This window comes from Streptomyces sp. NPDC104309 (genome assembly GCF_055584025.1).
This window is the reverse complement of the sequence record NZ_JBVJMV010000020.1, coordinates 16747-36040: the sequence shown is the minus strand read 5'-3', so window position 1 is coordinate 36040 and position 19294 is coordinate 16747. Positions and strand designations below refer to the sequence as shown.

General features: G+C 71.8%; 9 protein-coding genes. 1 reads left to right on the top strand and 8 read right to left on the bottom strand.

From position 1 onward, the window contains the following. Nucleotides 1–19: 19 nt before the first annotated feature. Genes ACZ68L_RS26950 through ACZ68L_RS26935 form a run of 4 tightly spaced genes read right to left on the bottom strand, consistent with a single transcriptional unit; the run spans nucleotide 20 to nucleotide 12939 of the window. Nucleotides 20–3205 (bottom strand): non-ribosomal peptide synthetase, encoded by a 3186-nt coding sequence (locus ACZ68L_RS26950; protein WP_469581331.1) that lies wholly within the window; start codon nucleotides 3203–3205, stop codon nucleotides 20–22. After that, nucleotides 3202–7257: a non-ribosomal peptide synthetase gene (locus tag ACZ68L_RS26945; protein WP_469581544.1), complete on the bottom strand. Its 4056-nt coding sequence runs from the start codon at nucleotides 7255–7257 to the stop codon at nucleotides 3202–3204. The genes ACZ68L_RS26950 and ACZ68L_RS26945 overlap by 4 nt, the downstream gene beginning before the upstream one ends. 5 nt (nucleotides 7258–7262) lie before the next feature. Next, nucleotides 7263–8525: a MupA/Atu3671 family FMN-dependent luciferase-like monooxygenase gene (locus ACZ68L_RS26940; protein WP_469581329.1), complete on the bottom strand. Its 1263-nt coding sequence runs from the start codon at nucleotides 8523–8525 to the stop codon at nucleotides 7263–7265. Continuing rightward, nucleotides 8518–12939 (bottom strand): type I polyketide synthase, encoded by a 4422-nt coding sequence (locus ACZ68L_RS26935; RefSeq protein WP_469581326.1) that lies wholly within the window; start codon nucleotides 12937–12939, stop codon nucleotides 8518–8520. The genes ACZ68L_RS26940 and ACZ68L_RS26935 overlap by 8 nt, the downstream gene beginning before the upstream one ends. Nucleotides 12940–13403: 464 nt before the next feature. On the opposite strand from ACZ68L_RS26935, the gene ACZ68L_RS26930 reads away from it, so the two are divergent. Further along, nucleotides 13404–13592, top strand: a complete 189-nt coding sequence (locus tag ACZ68L_RS26930; RefSeq protein WP_469581323.1) for an MbtH family protein — start codon at nucleotides 13404–13406, stop codon at nucleotides 13590–13592. A gap of 15 nt (nucleotides 13593–13607) precedes the next feature. Here ACZ68L_RS26930 and ACZ68L_RS26925 read toward each other — a convergent pair whose 3' ends face one another. From ACZ68L_RS26925 to ACZ68L_RS26910, 4 genes are read right to left on the bottom strand one after another with little or no spacing between them, the layout of a single operon-like run. Then, a complete protein-coding gene (locus ACZ68L_RS26925) occupies nucleotides 13608–14417 on the bottom strand; it encodes a thioesterase II family protein (RefSeq protein ID WP_469581320.1) in 810 nt (269 codons plus the stop codon). Beyond that, the gene (locus ACZ68L_RS26920; RefSeq protein ID WP_469581318.1) at nucleotides 14399–15688 is read right to left on the bottom strand and encodes an ATP-grasp domain-containing protein; all 1290 of its coding nucleotides are present in this window, start codon (nucleotides 15686–15688) and stop codon (nucleotides 14399–14401) included. Before ACZ68L_RS26920 ends, ACZ68L_RS26925 begins: the two co-directional genes overlap by 19 nt. Further along, nucleotides 15681–18026: a non-ribosomal peptide synthetase gene (locus ACZ68L_RS26915; protein ID WP_469581315.1), complete on the bottom strand. Its 2346-nt coding sequence runs from the start codon at nucleotides 18024–18026 to the stop codon at nucleotides 15681–15683. Before ACZ68L_RS26915 ends, ACZ68L_RS26920 begins: the two co-directional genes overlap by 8 nt. Beyond that, nucleotides 18023–19264: an MFS transporter gene (locus ACZ68L_RS26910; RefSeq protein WP_469581312.1), complete on the bottom strand. Its 1242-nt coding sequence runs from the start codon at nucleotides 19262–19264 to the stop codon at nucleotides 18023–18025. Before ACZ68L_RS26910 ends, ACZ68L_RS26915 begins: the two co-directional genes overlap by 4 nt. Nucleotides 19265–19294: the final 30 nt, after the last annotated feature.

The following is a 19294-nucleotide window of genomic DNA, read 5'->3' as shown; positions in this document are numbered from 1 at the left end:
GTCAAAGGGCGGACGGGACTCAGGACGTGGTGGCGCCCCGCCGTCGGGCCAGGGCGAGGTGAGCGGCACGCCGGGCGGTACCGCGTTCACTGCCCTCGGAGGCGGTCCCGGGAGCGGCCTCGCCGTTGAGGAAACGCGCCATGGCACGAAGGGTCGGGTGCCGGAACAGGTCGATGACGTGCACTTCGCGGCCGAACTCGGCGCGCAGGGCCTCGCGCAGGCGGATGAGCAGCAGCGAATTGCCGCCCGCGTCAAAGAAGTTGTCGGTCGCGCCGGCCTGAGTGCCGAGCACCGCCTCCCAGCACGCGGCCACCCGCTGCTCGGCCACGCCGGAGGCCGGCTCCTTCGCGCGGGTCGCCGGCTCGGCCGCCAGCAGGGCGAGCACCGCCTTGCGATCCAGCTTGCCGCTGGGCAGCAGGGGCAGGCGCTCGGTCACCCGCAGCATCGCGGGAACCATGTAACCGGGAAGGCGGTCGGCCAGGAAGACGCGCAATTCCGTCTCGCTCACCGTGGTGCCGGGTCGGGGCGCGCCCGCGGCCACCAGCTCGTCGCCGCCGGGCGCTCGGCGCACCATGGCGCACGCCTCGCCGACGGCCGGATGGGCGAGCATGACCGCCTCGACCTCCCCCAGCTCGATCCGCGCTCCCCTCAGCTTCACCTGATGGTCGACCCGGCCGACGTAGAGGATGCGCCCGTCCGCGGCGTGCCGTACGAGGTCGCCGGTGGCGTAGAGGCGCTCGCCGCCGACGGCCGAGAACGGGTCGGGGATGAACCGTTCGGCGGTCAGCGCCGGCCGGTTCAGGTAGCCACGGGTGACACCCGCGCCGCCCAGGTGCAGTTCGCCCACCACGCCTGGCGGGACAGGCCGCTTCTGCGAGTCCAGGATGTATGCCCGTGTGTTGAGCATCGGGCGGCCGATCGGGATCGGTTCGTCCGGGTGGACGATGTTGAACAGGGAGAACGTCGTGGTCTCCGTGGGGGCGTACATGTTGTAGACCGTCTCCACGCCGGGCAGCTCGGCCATGCCGCGCAGCACCGACGGTGACAGCACCTCGCCGTTGGAGACGACCGTACGCGCGGAGTCGGGGGTGCCCCCCATCTTGAGCAGCTCACTCCAGATCGACGGCACCGCGGTGACCAGCGACACGGTGTCGGCTCCGGCGGTGCGAGGCAGCGCGAGGGCGTCCTCGGCGATCACCACGGTCCCGCCGGCGGCGAGAGCCGTGAAAATCTCCCACATGCAGACGTCGAACGTCACCGAACTGATCAGCGGCACCGAGGCGAACGTCTTCTCCCCCAGTTCCCGGTGCGCCCAGGTGATGAGATTGATGAGGTTGCGGTGCTCCAGCACCACGCCCTTCGGGCCGCCGGTAGACCCGGAGGTGAAAAGGATGTACGCGGCGTTGGCCGGCCGCACCGGCGAGTCGACCGGACCGTCGGGAAGACCGTCCAGCGCCCGCAGGTCGTCTTCGGCGAGTTCCACGCGGCGTGCGGGGTACCCGGCGACCAGATCCGCGTACTGCGGCGCCGCGACGATCACCGAAAGGCCCGCGTCCGTCATGATCTGTTCGAGCCGCCGCCGGGGCAGGGCCGGGTCCAGCGGCACCCACACACCGCCGGCCTTGAAGACACCGAGCATCGTGGCAAGCATCTCCAGCGACCGCGGCAGGCACACCCCGACCCGCTCCTCGGGGCCGACGTCGAGGTCGCGCAGCAGGTGTCCCACCCGGTTCGCGGCCGACTCCAGCTCGTCGTAGCGCCACCGCCGCGCACCGGAGCGCGCCGCGACCGCGTCGGGGGTCCGTGCCGCCTGCCGTTCGAACAGCTCGTGGATGAGCAGATCGGGTACCTCGCCCGCGGTGTGGTTCCAGTCGTGCAGGACCAGGTGTACGTCGGCGTCGGTGGCAGCGATGAGCTGTGAGACCCGCTGCCGAGGGTCGTCGGCTATCCGGCCGAGGATCGTCTCCAGGCGGGCCAGAAGCCGCCGCACGGTGACCGCGTCGAACAGGTCCTCGCGATAGCCGATCCGCACGCGCAGTCCCTCCGCCGTACGCGTCAGCGCGAAGTCCAGCTCCACCTTGGCCGTCGGCAGGGGCAGCTGCGAAACGCTCATGGTCAGCTCGCCCGCCCGCTGCGGCGAGACCTGCTCCTCGTAGCCGAACATGACCTGGTAGAAGGGGTAATAGCTGGCGTCGTGCGAGACGGCGAGGTTTCCCAGCACCGTCTCGAACGGCAGATCCGGATGCTCCAGCGCGTCGAGCACGGCGCCTCGGACCCGGCCGAGCACCTCGTCGAAGCCCGGGTCACCGTCCAGCTCGGTGCGCAGCACGACGGGCCTGGCGAGATAGCCGATCAGGTTCGCCTCGGCCGGGTCGTCGCGCCCGGAGAGCGCCAGCGCGGTCAGCGTGTCCATGACGCCGTGCTGGCGCAGCAGTACGTCGCAGGCGGCCTTGGCCAGCATGAACTCGGTCGCGCGCAACGTGGAGGCCACCGGCGCCAGCCGGTCGGCCACGTCCGGCCCGATCACCCGGCTCAGGTACGCCATCCGATGCGGCGTCACCGCCGGGCGCGACCGGTCCAGCGGCAGGTCCATCACTTCCGGCGCGCCGGTCAGATGCCCGGTCCAAAAGCGGGCCGCCCCGTCGTCCACGGCGGCGGCGCGGCGGCGGGCGTGGTCGGCGTAGTCGGCCGGGTCCTGGGGCTGAGGTTCCCCACCCCGAGCGTAGATCTCGTAGAGGTCGGTCAGCTCCGTGAGGAAGATGTCCAGCGAGACCCCGTCGAAGACGACGTGGTGCACGCACACGACCAGCCGGTGTTCCGCCTCGCCCAGCCGGGCCAGCAGGAACCGCGCCAACGGTCCGGCGGACAGGTCGAAGCCCCGGCCGGTGAACGCGGCGGCGAGCTCGGCCGCCCGCTCGTCGGCCTCCCCCGTCGGCATACCGGTGAGGTCCGTCTCGTCCACCTCGACAGGTCCGGGCTCGGTGACGACCTGCTCCAGCTGCCCGTCGCGGGCCCGCAGAACGGTACGCAGCGCGGGCTGCCGCCGTACCAGTTCGGTCAGTGCCCGGCCCAGGGCCGCCGCATCGAGCGGACCGTCGAGCCGCACCACGAAGGGAATGTTGTAGAACGGGTCCCCCGGCCGCATCTCGGCCATGAACCACAGTCGCTGCTGGGCCGCGAACGCGGGAAGTATTTCGGCGGTCATCGGGATGCGTCCTTCTCCTCGTTCAGTACGGCGGCGACCGCGGCCACCAGCGGCTCGCGCATCATCGTGTAGTGGTTCCCCTCGACCGTGCGGACGGTGAGGCCGCCTCCGGCGAGCTCGTTCCACCGGCGGTAGTGGTCGGGATCCTCCTCGCGGGCGAGCACCAGCGTGTAGGGCGCCGTCAGGGGTTCGGGCCGGTAGCGCCACACCAGGTGCAGGTTCGCGACCCACAGGTCGATCACCTGCGCCATCCGCTCACGTCCGGCGTCAGGGGGCAGGTAGTCCCCGCGGCGGGCGATGTCCAGCAGGTAGTCCAGGTGCTCGTCGTCACTCAGCCCGCGCAACTGGTCGACCGTCAGCAGCCCGTCGCCGTAGTCCCACTGCAGGTTCTGTGCCAGCGCCGCCACGATGTCCGACCGGTCGGGCTCCTCGTCGGCTGTGACGTACACGGGCGGGTGCGCGTCGAAGAGGATGAGTTCGGCCTCCTCACCCAGGCGCTCCAACTCCTTGGCGATGGCGTAGGCATTGACGCCGCCATAGCACCACCCGGCGACGGTGTACGGGCCGTGCGGCTGGGTTCGCCGTAGCAACTGGACGTATGCACGGGCCCGTTCCTCGAACGTGGCGTACGGCAGGTCGCCGTCGCGCAGGGGCGGGGGCGCGATGGCATACAGGGGACGGTCTGCGGGATCGACCAGCCGCGCGAACGGCATGTAGCAGACCACCTCGCTGCCGGCCGGATGCGCGAAGAAGATCGGGCGCCCGGCGCCTCCCGGCCTGATCTCCACCAGGTGCGCCTCCTCCTGTGGCTGGTAGCCGTCCCGCAGCAGGTGGGCGAAGCGCTCGACGGTCGCGCCCTGGAAGATCGCAGCCATCGGCAGCTGCCGGCCGAACCGCCCCTCGATCTCGGCCATCAGCTTCAGCACCAGCAGCGAGTGGCCACCGAGGTCGAAGAAGCGATCGTGCAGGCCGACGGGCCGCGTGCCCAGCACCTCCTCCCAGATCGAGGCCACGGCCAGCTCGACCGGGTCGCGGGGCGCGACGAAACCGGCGCTGCTCCGCTCGACGGCCGGCGCCGGCAACGCCTTACGGTCGATCTTGCCGCTGGTGGTGAGCGGGAAGTCGGTCACCGTGACGACGGTGGCCGGAACCATGTAGTCGGGCAGGAACGCGCGCACGTGGTCGCGCACCTGCTCCGGCCGCAATACGTCGGCGCGCGCCTGTACGTACGCGACCAGCCGGTGGTCGCCCGGCCGGTCCTCGCGCACCAGGGCGACGGCTCGCGCCACGTCGGGGTGTTCCGCAAGCCGCGTCTCGATCTCACCCAGTTCGATCCGGTAGCCGCGCAGCTTGACCTGGCCGTCGTCACGGCCCAGGAAGACGAGCGTGCCATCAGGGCGATAGCGGACCTGGTCGCCGGTGCGGTACATCCGGGCGCCGGGCCGTCCGCCGAGATGGTCGGGCACGAACCGCTCGGCGGTGAGTCCCGGCCGGGCGTGGTAGCCGCGGGCCACTCCGGCGCCGCCGATGTACAACTCGCCGGGCATCCCGGCCGGTACCGGGTCGAGCTGCTCGTCCAGGACGTACAGCTGGGTGTTCGCGACCGGCCTGCCGAGGGAGACCTCGTCGGTCCCCGGCTCGACGGGCCAGCTGGTCGACCAGATCGTGGTCTCGGTCGGGCCGTACACGTTCCACACCGGGGCGGGGCCGTCGGCGAGGAGACGGGCCAGGCCCAACGGCAGGGCCTCGCCGCCGACCAGGACGCGCAGGCCGCTCGTGTTGCGCCAGCCCGCCTCCGTCAGCAGATGCCAGGTCGCCGGCGTCGCCTGCATCACGGTGACCCGGCGATCGGAGAGCAGGCCGCGCAGGGCGCCACCGTCCTGGGCCACGGTCCGCGGCACGATCACGACCTCGGCGCCGCACACCAGGGGCGTGTAGAGCTCAAGTCCGGCGATGTCGAAGGAGACGGAGGTGACAGCGGCGAGGACGTCCGCGACTCTCAGGTCGACCTCGTCGGCCATGCCCAGCAGCAGGTTGACCAGGGCGCGGTGCGAGACCTCGACGCCCTTCGGACGCCCGGTGGATCCGGAGGTGTAGATGACGTACGCGAGCCGGTCCTCGGTCAGGGCCTCGTCCGCACCGAGCGACTCACCCGCAGCGATGGCGTCCCGGTCGAGGTCCATGCAGACCACCTCGCCGGCGCACTGCGCCAGTGCCGGCCGCAAGGCCGCCTCGGTGAGCAGCACCGTCACACCGGCGTCGGCACTCATCTCGGCCAGCCGCAGCGGTGGATGCCCCGGGTCGAGAGGAAGGTAGGCCGCGCCCGACATGAGCACGCCGAGCAGGCCGACCATCAGGTCGCAGGAGCGCTCCAGGCAGACGGCCACGACCTGTTCCGGGCCCGCCCCGCGGCCGCGCAGGTACGTGGCCAGTTCGTCGGCGCGCCGCACCAGTTCGGCGTAGGTGAGCCGGTCGTCACCACACGACACCGCGACCGACTCCGGATTCGCCGCAGCCTGCCGCCGGACCAGTTCGTCCAGCGTGAGCCCGGCCTGCCGAGGCACCTCGGTGCGGTTCCACTCCGTCAGCATCTCGGCCAGCTCGTCGTCGTCGACCAGCGACAGGCGGCCGATCGGCCGCCCCGGGTCGGCCACGCCCTGCTCGATCAGCCTGCGCAGGTAGCGGGCCATCCGGGCGACGGTCTCCTCGCTGAACAGGTCGGTGTTGTACTCGAACAACCCGAAGAGGTGGTCGGCCAGCACCTCGTCGTCGAAGACACAGAGCATGCACTCGTCCTTCGCCGTCCGGTTGTCGAAGATGAGCGCCTCCAGCCGCAGGCCGGACAGCCGCACGGGCTCCTCGTGGAAGTCGACGAACATGAACGACGTCTGGTAGACGGGGTTGCGGCTCGGGTCGCGCTCCACCGCGAGCTCGTCCAGGAGCGTGCCGAACGGGATGTCCTTGTGGTCGAACGCGTCCACCACGGTCCGCCGCACGGCGTGCAACAGCTCCCGGAAGGTCATCTCCGGCCGGATCGTGGTGCGCAGCGGAAGCATCGTCAGGAAGTAACCGATCAGTGCCTCCACCTCGGACCGGCTGCGGGTCGAGGAGGTGGTGCCCACGACGATGTCCTCCTGGCCGGTGAGCCGGTGCAGGAGCAGTTGCCAGGCCGCCAGCATGGCGACGTAGACGGTGCTGCCCTCGCTCCCGGCCAAGTCACGTACGGCCTGGGTGAGTTCGGTGGTGAGGTGGAACTCGTACCGTGCCCCGTTGAATGTTTGCACCGGGGGCCGGGGCTTGTCCGCCGGCAACTCCAGCACGAGGGAGGACCCGGCGAGTCGGTCGCGCCAGTACGGAACCTCGCGCCGCTTCACCTGCTCCTCCAGCCGGCGCGACTGCCACTCGGCGTAGTCGGGGTACTGAATGACCAGCTCGGGCAGCTCGGCGTCGCGGCCGGTGACCTCCGCGGTGTACAGCTCGGCCACCTCGGCGCCGAAGATGCCCAACGACCGCCTGTCCCACACGAGGTGGTCGATGGTGCCGACCATGACCGCCTCGTCCTCGGCGAGGCGGATCACGGAAATCCGCACCAGCGGGCCCGCCACGATGTCGAACGGGCGCCGCACCTCGGCGTTGCCGAGCTTCCACATCCGCGCCTCGCGCTCGGCGGCCGGCATGCCGGTCAGGTCGAACTCGCGGTACTCGTACGGCAGATCGTCGTGCACGACCTGCACCGGTTGCAGCCCGTCGAGGCGGAATGTCGTCCGCAGCGCCTCGTGCCGGCGCACCAGCGCGCCGATCGCCCGCCGCAACACGTCCAAGTCAAGCAGGCCGTGCAGCCGCCAGCCGAACAAGACGTTGTACACCGGGTCGCTCCGGTCGAACTGGTGGATGAGCCAGATCCGCTCCTGGTCGACCGTGCAGGGGCTGGGCCCGTCGTGGCCGCGAGGGTGGATGGGCGACTCGGTCGGGACGGTGCTTCCGCGCTCTCGCAGCCGCCGGTCCAACAGCGCTCGTTGCTGCGGGGTCAGTTGCGCCAGCCGGTCCGCCATGTCGGTCACTGCTCCTCCCCCCGCGCAGCCGGAGCCTCGTAACGGCGTTTCAGCTCGGTGAGGTGTCCCAGGCTGTCCAGCACCCGGTCGTCGTTCACACCGAAGTCGACGAGGCAGGCCACCTCGTCGACGCCGATGTCGACCAGGTCCTCGATCAAGGTCTCGCACTTGTCGGGCGTACCCAGCAGCGCGATGGTGTCGAAGTAGCGGTCGAACATCGCGTTCAACATGGCTTCCCGCTCCACCGCGTCCATCTGGGAGTACGCGCTGGAGAAGCTGTCCTGCTGTGCCAGGAACGTGGTGAGGTAGTCGATGAGCGGGCGGCGGACCAGCTCACGCACCTCGTCGTCGGAGGTGCCCACGAACGTGTGGACCATGGCGCCCACGCGGCCGCGGGCGGGATCGTGGCCGCTGTCGCGCAGCGCGGCGCGATAGGCGGCGATCTTCTCACCGAGCTCCGGCAGTTGTTGGGCGACCAGCCCGGTCAGCACGTGCGCGCCGACCTTCCCGGCCTGGATGAACGTCTCCACGTTGCCCGACGACGAGATCCAGACCGGAAGCTCGGGCTGCAGCGGGCGTGGCATGGACCGTACGCGGACTGTTTCGCCGTCGGGCCGGCGCAACGGCACCGCCTCGCCCCGCCACAGCCGCTGCACCAGCTCGATCTGGTCGAACATCTCGGTGCGGCGCAGCTGGTAGCGCTCCGGGCTCGGGTCCGGGGCAAGCACGAAGTCGTCCGGATGCCAGCCGGAGGCGCAGGAGATCGAGACGCGGCCGCCCGAGAGGTTGTCCACCACCGACCACTCTTCGGCGATGCGTACGGGGTGATGCAGGGGCACGACCACACTGCCGGCCCGGATCGGCAGCCGCTCGGTCACCGCCGCGATCGCCGCAGCCAGCAGCGACGGGTTCGGGTACAGGCCACCGAAGTCGACGAAGTGGCGCTCGGGAACCCAGATGCCGTCGTATCCGTGGGCGTCGGCGTACCGTGCGCAGTCCAGCAGCATCCGGTACTTGCCCGGCCCCTCGATCGAGCCGTCGCTGGAGAAGAAGAACAGACTGAAGTCCATCCGGCTGGTCGGCCGCCGCGAGCGGCGCGTGTGCGCGGGCCGGCCGGCCGTGCCGCCCGTCGCCGGTTCCGGCCGGGCCAGCCACGGCAGCGTGCGCCGGCGCTCCCGCAGCCTGCGCTCCAGCAGCTCGCGCTGCTGCGCGGTCAGCGACTCCACCCGTTGCCGCAGGCCGGGCGTCGTGTCGGCGATGTCAGACATGGTCCTCCCCCAACTTGTCCGCGGCTTCCTCGGCCGACAGGGCTTCCACCTCGCGCAGCAGCGCGTCGAGCTCGTCGTCGTCGAGGCTCTTGGTCTGTTCCGCACGGATGGCGGCGGCGACGCCGGACACCGTCGCCGCCTCGAAAATGACGTTCATGGGCAAATCCCCGTGCAGCTCGCGCAGCCGGGCGACGATCTGGATGGCGAACAGCGAATTGCCGCCGAGCTCGAAGAAGTCGTCGTCCGCGCCGAAGTCGTCGCGGCCGAGCACCTCGTGCCACACCCGGGCGACGCTCCGCGCCACCTCGTCGTCGGGCCAGTCCTCGGCCGGGTCCCAGGAAGGTTCCGCAACGGGCGATCCGCGCAGGGCATCGGCGACGGCCTCGACCCCGAGGGCATCTCCGCCGGCCAGCACCTCCTGAAGGTCGACGGCCGACACGACGGCTCGCGGCAGGCGGGCGGCCAGCACGGCGCGGGCGACGGCCACGCCCTCGTCCGCCCGAAGGCCGGTCGCACGCCGGTGACGGGCGAAGGTCTCCCGCATCCGGGGCGTGCCGGCCTGCTGTTCGTGCCAGTCGTCGAACGCCCACTGCGCCCAGGCGACGGTGGTCACCGGGCGCCCGGCCGCGGCGCGGGCTTCGGCGAACGCGTCGAGGAACGTGGCCACGGCCGCGTTCTCCGCCTGGCCGATCCCGCCGACCAGGCCGGTCGTGGTGGACACGGCGAGGAAGAAGTCGAGGTCCTCCGAAATCAGTTCGTCGAGCAGCAGGGTCGACCGCACCCCTGCGTCGAGCACAGCGGCACTCTGTGCGCGGGTCTTCAACGCGATCAGCCCGGACCCCCGCACGTCGGTCGTGTGCACGACGCCACGGATCACGCCGAGCTGATCGCGGGCGGTGGCCACCGCGCGCCCCGCCTCGTGCGGCTGCCCCAGGTCGGCAGCCACGAAGCTCACCCGCCCGGTCGCGGCGAGCCGGGCCAGGCGCTCCCTCGTCTCGGACGGCAGGTCGGCCGTGGCCCACCGGTCCGGTGCCGGGAAGCAGGGCGGTCCCACCAGCACTGCTCGCGCACCCTGTCCGACGATGTCCTCGGCGAAGGAGAGGCCGGGCTCGTTCACGGCGCCGCTGACCAGATAGCCGCCGTCCTGACGCCAGAGGCTTCCGGCGTCCGCGGGGGCCAGGCGCACCGGCGCGTACGCGGGAAGCCACCGCCGCCCGCCGCGCAGCGCGACCACGTCATCGGTGCCGTCGGTGGACAGCTCGGCCACCACCTGTTCCGCCAGCCCGACCTCGCCCAGCCGGACATCGACACACCGGGTGCGAAGGGTCGCGTACTCCTGGCCCAGGACCCGGGCGGCGCCGCAGACCGTGGCACGCCCCGGCCGGCTCGCCTCGCCGCCGTCCACGTCGTGCAACTCGTCGGTGAGCACGTCGATCCGGACCGGCCGGCCGTCACCGGCCTCGTCGAGCCCGCGCGCCACGTCCAACAGCGCCGACAGGGCGGCCTCGCCACCGGGATCGTCACTGCCGACACCCCGGGCGTCCACGATGTGATCGGCCCGCACCCCGCCGACGCCGCTCTCGCCGGCAGGGACGGTGACCACCGTGTGACCGCGGGCCTCGAGCAACGGAACCAGGCTCGCGGCAAGACCCGCCTCGTCGGAAAGGATCAGCCAGGTACCCGGCCGGACCGGCGCGGCCGCGCGGTGCGGCGCCCGTCGCCAGACCGGAACGCTCGTCCAGCGCGCGGGGGCGAGGCGGCCCTGCGGGCCTCGGGCCTGCGGCCGGGGGAGCAGGTGGTCGTCGCCTTCGAAGGGGTAACCCGGCAGGGACACCCGCCGACCGGCGGACGTGCCCCGCCACGCCTCCCAGTCCACGGGCACACCCCGGGTCCACAGCTCGGCTACGCCCTCGCTCAAGACCTTCCTCTCGTCGGTGGGCGCGCCCGCGCGGTGCCGCATCAGGGCGACCGCGGCAACCGGGCGGTCATCAGCACGGTGAGCCGCGGTCAGGGCCGTCAGCGCGCCGCCCGGGCCGACCTCCACAGGGACCCCGCGCTCCAGCACCGCGCGTAGGCCTTCGGAGAAGCGCACCGGCCGGCGGGCGTGACGGACCCAGTACCCGGGGTCGGTGGCCTGCTCGTCGGTGATCCAGGTGCCGGTGACGTTGGAGACGAACGGGATCCGCGGGGCCGCGAGCGCGACCGAGCGCAGCACCTCGCCGAACTCCGGCAGCGCCGGCTCGACGAGCGCCGTGTGGAAGGCATGTGAGGTGGCCAGCAGTCGCGGCTGCAGCCGCTGGGCGGTGAGCCGCTGCTCGGCCTGCTCGATCTCGTCCGGAGCACCGGCCACCACGCAGGAGCGGGGACTGTTCACGGCGGCCACCACGCCGTGCTCGCCCAGAAGCGGGGCGACGATGTCGGCGGGTGCGTCCACCGTGAGCATCCGGCCAGATGGCGCCTGCTGGATGAGGCGGGCCCTGGCGGCGACCACGGTGATCGCGTCGGCGAGGGTGAACACGCCGGCCAGGCACGCCGCCACCAGCTCGCCGAGGCTGTGCCCGAGCAGGGCGGCGGGCCGGATGCCGGCGTCCATCAACGTACGCGCCAACGCGTAGTCGAGGCTGAACATCACCGGTTGCGTGTGGATGGTCTGGCGCAGCCGCTCCGCCGCACCGTTGTCGTCGGCGAAGGCGACCGTGTGCAGGTCGATGCCGAGCCGGTCGGCGAAGCCCGCGGCACACTCGTCGAACGCGGCCCGGAACGCCGGCGCGGACCGGTACACGTGTGCGCCCGCCGCCGGATACTGGCTGCCCTGCCCTGGCAGCAGGAACACGGCGGCGGTGGTCTCGGCCCGGGGCGCCGTCCGGGGCGTGCGCAGCGCCCGCACCGCCTCGGTGATGTCCTGGGCGCAGAGTGCACGGCGGTGGGCGAACTCGGCGCGGCCGGTTTGCAACGTGTGTGCCACGTCGGCGAGGCGGAGGTCGGGGTCGGTGGCCAGCCTGTCGGCGAGCCGTGCGCAGGCGTGGTCGAGGGCGGCCGCGCTGCGGGCCGAGATCGGGAGCACGTGCCCATCGTCGGGTTCCGGCGCGGCGCGACCGGCCGACGTGGGCGGCGCCTCGAGAACGACGTGGACGTTGGTGCCGCCGATGCCGAAGGAGCTGACGCCGGCCCGCGGCGGGTGCGGTGCGGTCGGCCACGGCTCGCCCGAGGCGTTGACCCGGAACGGGCTGCCGTCGAGGCCGGTCGCCGGGTTGGCCGTGCGGTAGTGCAGCGTCGGGGGGACGTATCGGTGCTCGATGGCGAGCGCCGTCTTGATCAGGCCCACCACGCCGGCCGCGGTGTCCAGATGGCCGATGTTGGCCTTCACCGATCCCAGCAGGCAGCTTCCCGGGGCGGCCGCGGGGTGGAACACCTCGGCCAGCGCCTGCACCTCGATCGGGTCGCCCAGCGGTGTCGCCGTGCCGTGGGCCTCGACGTACTGCACGGTCGCGGGGTCCACCCCGGCCACCGCGAGCGCCTCCGCGATCACCGCGGTCTGGCCCTGCGGTGAGGGTGCGGTGAAGCCGGCCTTGGTGGCGCCGTCGTTGTTGACCGCGGAACCTCGGATCACGGCGTACACGTGGTCGCCGTCGCGCAGTGCGTCGTCGAGTCGTTTGAGGGCGACCATCGCGACGCCGTCGCCCACGACGGTGCCTGCGGCTGCCGCGTCGAACGGCCGGCACCGCCCGTCCGGTGACAGGATGCCGCCCTCGTCGTAGCGGTAGCCCTGCGGTTCGAGCAGCCGCACGGCGGCGCCGCCGGCCAGGGCGAGGTCACACTCACCCAGCAGCAGGCTCTGGCCGGCCATGTGCACGGCGACGAGCGATGAGGAGCAGGCGGTCTGCACGGTGATGCCGGGCCCGCGCAGGCCGAGCTTGTACGACACACGAAGGGCCAGCATGTCGAGATCTGTGCTGACGGCCGCCTGCACCGGCAGCGTGGTTCGGCAGCGCTCGGGGTCGGCGTCGATGCGCTGCGACCGGTAGCCCGTCGTGCTTCCGCCGGCGAAGACGCCGACCCGGCCGGGGATGCGCTGGGCGGTATGGCCCGCGTCCTCCAGCGCGTGCCAGGCGATCTCAAGCAGCATCCGCTGCTGCGGATCGGTGAGTTCGGCCTCGGCGGGGGTGTAGCCGAAGAACTCGGCGTCGAATCGGGCAGGACGCTCCAGGGCGCCCACCACCGGGACGTACGCCGGGTCGTCGCGCACCTCGGGCGGCACGCCTGCGTCGGCGAGCTGGCTCGCGGACCACCGCGTGAGACCTTCCTCGCCGGCCACCAGGGCGGCCCAGAAGGCGTCGAGGTCGGGGGCTCCCGGAAGGCGACCGGCCATGCCGACGATCGCGATCCCGAGCCCGTCGTCACCGTACTCAGCCATGCAGTCCTCTTTCAGGTCTTTTTACAAGCGCTGTGCTGGGATCGCGCGAGCAGCGAATCGGCCAGGATCGGCGTCGCCACGGCGGGCCGCCTCGCGGGGGTGGCCGCATCGCCCGTAGGTCGTGCCCTCGCCCGCCGGCCACCATTGATCGGCTTCGCCGTCAGCCGGCGCGACAAAGCACGGAAATCACAATGAAATCGGCCTGAGACGGTTGCCGTTCAGAAAAGAGTCCGCAGCATGATCTCCCCCGTTTACACATGCGAGCCGGACGGCCGCCACGAATGAGGACATTACCCAAGGCAGCGAACCCAGTTCAATACCCGAAGTTAAGGAGTGGCCGTTTTAATCGCCGAAAAGGACTCACACCCCGGGGCGGTCACGGTAATAATCAGGAGGGCACGCCGAATCCGTTCGGCACGTGTCGAGGGAATTGTCCCGCCTCCGCAATCTCGGTGAGGAAATGAATGGATGACGTGATCTTCCGGGTGGTCCGGAACGACGAGGAGCAGTATTCGATCTGGCCGGCCGATCGCGACCTGCCGCCGGGCTGGACACCCACCGGCTTCTGTGGCCCCAAGGACGACTGCCTGGCCCATGTCGACCAGGTGTGGACCGACATGCGGCCCGCGAGCCTGCGCGGGGCGGCGACCTGATGCGACCGGACACGGTCAGTTCCTGATCCGGCGACGGGCCTGGTCCACCAGGCCGGCCAGGAGCCGGCCGACGGCGTCGAGCTGCCGGCGGTAGTAGAAATGGCCGCCGGGCAGCACGGCCGTCTCCAGCGGGCCATCGACCACATCGGCCCACGCGCCGAGCTCGGACGCCGGACACCGCAGATCGTCGGCGCCGCCGACCACGACGGCGGGGGCGTGCACCGACTCCCGGCCCGGCACGCCGGCCGTGACGGCCCGGCAGAGTTCGCGGGCGAAAACGAGCCCCTGGCGTACCAGCGGCAAGTAGAAGGCACGTGTCTCGGCGTCCTCCAGGATCTCGGCGGGAATGTCGCCGTCGGCGCCGAGCGCGACGGCCAGCGCGTCGTCGCTCAGCGTGCTGAGGTCCGCCACCAGGGTCCGCCGGTGTGCCGGCAGTGCGCCCGACAACAGCAGCCCGTCCACAGGCCGCCCGGCAGTCTGCAAGACGGCGGCGACCTCGTGAGCCAGCAACGCCCCCAGGCTGTGCCCTCCGACGATCAGGGGCCGGCCCGCGAGCCGCTCCTGCACCCCGCTCAGCACGCCGGTCAGCTCGCAGATCATGGCGGCGGGATCGTCGATCGACCGCTCGGTGAGCCGGGCTCCGTGGCTGGGGTACTCGATGGCCGACAGCGCGACACCGTCGGGAAGAACCGAAGCCCACTCGCCGTACGTGGACGCGCTGCCGCCCGCGTGAGGAAGCAGGACCAACTGAACTGCGGGCGACGGCGGTGCGGCGATGCGCCGCAGCCAGGGCGAACCCGGCGTGCTCACTCGTACGTGATCCACGACACCTCCTCGAGCGCGGCCACCGTGTCGGCGAGCTCGGCATGGGTGGAGACCGTTCCGGAGATCGCGGCGGCGTTGGCCCCGGCGCCGAGCTCCCAGCCGGCGGGGCTGCCGGGGCTGGTCAGCACCGTCACCCGCTCGGCGTGCGGCACGCGGCGCAGGGCCGGCACGGCGTGGATGTCCCCGACCCGGGTGACGCCGACCGGAGGGACGAGCAGGTAGTGGAACGCGATCGGGCTGTCCGCCACCGGCGCGTTGCGGCCCTCGAACGGCCGGCCGAGCGCCGCCTGGAGGGCCACGTGCGCCGGCACCGAGCACTCGGACCGTACGGCGAGGTCGTCGACCCAGGCGCCCAGCCGCCCGTTCACCTCGATGACCCGCGGGCCGTTGGCGGTCAGCTTGATCTCCACGTCGGCGATGCCGACGCTGACGCCGACCGCTTCCACCGCACGGCAGGCGAGTGCCTCCACCTCGGCGACGAGCGCGGCATCCACGACCGAGCGGCTGCCGTAGGCGCCGCGCTCGCGAAACGGTTCGGCGAGCGTGAACTTGCTGCTGGTGAACAACGCCTCGGCCCGGCCCTGCCGGACGGCGCAGTCGACCGCCATGTAGTCGCCCCACGGCGCCGGCGTCGGACGGCCGATGAGCATCTCCTCGATCATCAGGGCGCTCTCGCGCGGGCCGGGACCGGCGCCGGACAACAGGCCGGTGACGAACTCGTGGGCCTCGGCGGCGGTGTGCACGGCACGTGTGTTGCGGCTGGAGGCTCCCCGCACCGGCTTGACGATGGCGGGCAGCCCGACCTGTTCCAGCGCGGCGTCCAGGTCGGTGGGCTCCGTGACGACGGCGGCCCGTATCGCGTCGACCTTCCGTTCGGCCAGCCGCTGTCGCTGGGCGTCCTTGAGCGTGATGGCGGGTATGTCGTCGAGCGCGTGGTGCGGCAGGCCGAGCCGGGCGGCCAGCCGAGCCGTCGGCGCCAGCTGGAACTCGCTGAAGGTGACGATCCCGGCCGGGCGGTGGGCGTCGATCGCGGTGAGCAGTTCATCCTCCTCCCCCGCCGCAGCCGTCACGACCTCACCCACCATCTGCAGCGTGGGCATCATCTGCTCGGTGTGCGTCGTCGTGGCCGGGTCCGGTGTGCCGGTCGTCGCCGCTTCGGCGCCCACCACGAACACCAGTTCGCAGTCGTTGGCTGCGGCGACCTCGGCGAGCCGGGTCGGCGCCATGCTGCCGCGGTCGTAGACGACCACCAGGGTCGAGCGATCAGCCATGGCTCGCCACCTGCCCCGACCGCGCCGTAACGGGCTCGGCCCGGCCGGTCACGTCCACCTTGCCGGTCCCCCGGGCCCGGACGACGGCGGCGGCCAGCTCCGCGACGGTCGGGTACCGGAAGATGGCCTGGATCGGCACCTCCAGCAGGAACTCGCGCTGCAGCTCCCGGGTGACCTGGGTGGCCAGGAGCGAGTCGCCGCCCAGGGCGAAGAAGTCGTCGTGCACGTCGAGGTCGTCGGCCCACAGCGCCTTCTGCCAGATCCGGGCCACCGCCCGCTCGGCGGCCGTCCGGGGCACGGTCCGCTCCGCCTCGCCCGGCCCCGGCTCGGCGCCCTGGCGGGCCACGATCTCCGCCGGGCCCGGCAGCGCGCGATCGTCGAGCTTGCCGCTGCCGGTCAGCGGCAGCCGCGGCAGCGTCAGGCAGACCGTGGGGATGAGGTAATCAGGCAGGGTGAGCGCGCACCACTCGCGCAGCTCGGTGAGCGCCAGTGGCCGGTCGCCTGTGGTGACCACGTAGGCGACCAGCCTGGTGTCGCCCGGGGCGAACTCGCGGGCACGGACTACGGACGCCGTGATGTCCGGGTGGCCGTTCAGCCGGGCCTCGACCTCCCCGGGCTCGATGCGATACCCGCGCACCTTCACCTGCGTGTCGCTGCGCCCCGTCACCCTCAGTCGGCCGTCCGGTGCCCACCAGGCCAGGTCGCCGGTCCGGTACACCATGGCCCCCTCCGGCGAGCCGGGGTCTTTCCAGGTGTCGGGCACGAACCGCTCGGCGGTCAGTTCCTTGCGGTTCACATAGCCGCGGGCGACATTGCGCCCGCCGATCAGCAGTTCCCCCGGCACACCTGCGGGTACCGGTCGATCGTGTGCGTCGACGACGTACAGCGACGTGCCGTCCACCGGTTCGCCCACCGTGACGTCGTCCGGTGCGGTGATGGTGGCGATCGTGGAGTAGATGGTGGTCTCCGTCGGGCCGTACCCGTTGATGACCCGCCCCGCCACGGCGAGCAGGCGAGCACCGAGATCGGGGGTGAGCGGCTCGCCGGCCGTGACGATTTGGAGCCAGTCCCGGCGGCCGCCCGCCGCCAGGGCATCGCTGAGCTGCCGCCAAGCCGACGGGGTGGCCTGGGCCAGCCGCACCCGGTGCCGGTCGATCAGCCGGGCCAGCTCGACGGGGTCCCGGCTCTGGTCCCGGTCGGCGATCACGACGTGGGCGCCGCTGATCAGCGGCAGGAAGATCTCCACGGTGGAGATGTCGAAGGCCGGCGACGAGCTGAACAGGACGGCATCACCGGCTTGCACGGACAGGTGGCGGCAGACGGTCTTCAGGAGTCGGCCGACCGCGCCTTCGGTGACGGCCACCCCCTTGGGCTCGCCGGTGGAGCCCGAGGTGTAGAGGAGATATGCCAGCCGCAGCGGATCCTTGGGGTCGAGCGGACTAGAGGCCGGCGAGGCGGCGATCAGTTCCCGGCCCTCGGTCGTGTCCGGCCGGATCACCGGCCGCTCGCCGACCGGCACGGGAACGCCGTCGGCGGCGAGCACCACGCGGACGGCGGCGTCGTCGAGCAGGAAGGCGATCCGGGCCGCCGGATAACTGGGGTCCACCGGGAGGTAGCACCCGCCCGCTTTGAGGACGGCGAGCATGGCGACCACGAGGTCGATACCGGCTGCGAGACACACTGCCACGGGGACGTCGGGACCCACCCCGCGCGCGAGCAGCAGGTTGGCCAGCCGGTTGGCCTGCTCGTCGAGTTCGGCGTAGGTCATCCGCTGTGTGCCGTGCAGGACCGCGAGGCGGTCGGGTTCGCGGCGCGCCCACTCGCGGATCGCCCGATGCCTCTCGTACGCCGGATTCTCGGCTCCTGGCTCGGCCGGCCGGCGCCACTTGTCCGGGGGGCTGACCTGCTCCCCGGTGAACGCGCGCAGCCGCGCCAGCGGCGTCGACGGCGCGTGGCCGAGCCGGCCGGCCGTGCGCGCCAGCAGCCCGGCCAGCAGCTCCATCTGCACGGGGTCGACCAACGAGGAGCGGCAGCTCAGCGCCGCCCCGGCCGGGCCGAGTACCAACGTGATCTCATCGAGCGGCGTGGCTGGCGCGGCGTCCGGGTCCACGATTGCCTTCGCGCAGCTGCCCAGCAGGTCGGCGCCGGTGGCAAGGGCGTCCAGATCGACCGTCACCACACCGGTGCGGTCATGCACGCTCAGCGGGATCGCGAGCGTGCCGGCGCGTAGGGCTGCGCCGCGGACGATCGCCCAGGCGGCCAGGACGGTCGCGTCGTCGACGGCGGAGCCACCGGGGCCCGGGGCAGGGGGCACGGGGACGGTCGTGCGCGCGGTCATCGGCGAATCCTCACTTCGTCCTCCTGAGCGTCGGCTTGTTCGATGCGGCGGGTCTTGAACGTGAGTGCCGCGGCGGGTATCAGCAAGATCGCGCCGGTGACGATGATCGACGCGGCGATGCCGCCCCAGTTGGCGACGGCACCGCCGAGCAGCACACCGACGATCGTGAAATTGACCATGAGGGCGTTGAGCAGCGCGATGCCCCGCCCGCGCAGCTCGTCCGGCAGGTCGCGCAGCAGGATGTTCGCGACCGGCACCTGGACCAGGCTCATGCCGAGGCCGGCCAGCGCGCACCAGGCGCAGATCACGGCGAGCCACGTCACCCCGTACCGGTCGATCGGCCACAGGATCAGCAGAGACAGTGCGAACAGACCCACCGCGCCGGCCAGCAGATCCGCCAGCGCGAAGCGCTTGACGAGCACCGGGCCGAAGAACGCTCCGAGGATCGCGCCCGCGCCGAGCATCGCCTGGGCCAGGCCGAAATTGAAGGCCGAGAGATCGAACGCGACGAGCAGCTGGGTGTTCACGTTTGTGGTGAACACGCCGATCGCGATCATGACCGGCACCATCATCCACGCCACGGTCCGCAGCGACGGAATGCTCAGGGCGCCGGTGACGCCGCTGCGCAGGGAACTCCAGTACTGTCCGGGCGAGGTGGCCGTGATCGACGCGCCCTTGAGCACCACCAGGTTGCCCAGCAGCAGAGCGCTGACGACGAACGTGACGGCGTCGATGACGAACGACAGGCGGACGCCCGCCGTCGCGATCAGCACGCCTCCGATCAGCGGGCCGACCAGATTCAGGGTCTGCACGGTGCTCTGGAACAGGGCGATCGCCGCGGGGAGGCTGTGGCCGCCGACGACCTTCGGGATGGCCGCCATCCGGGCCGTCTCGAACACCGACTTTCCGATGCCCTCCAAGAAGATCAAGATGAGCAGCAGCCCGGCGTTGTGGACCGCGGGGATCATGGCCAGCACGATGACGACCCGGGCCAGGTCGGCGCCGACCAGCAGAACGCGCGGGGACAGTCGGTCCACCAGTGGCCCGATGAACGTCCCCAGGACTCCGGAGGGGACCAGCTGAGCGATGACCACGGCAGCGATGAACAGCGCCGGGGCATCGGTAAGAGTGGCCGCGACATACACCACGGTGACCTTCGCGATGCCGTCACCGAGGAAGGAGACGACGACCGCCAGCCAGTACCGGATGTAGACCTTGTCGCGCAGCAGCTCTCTCACGTTTACGACTCCAATGCGGGGCTTGAGGAT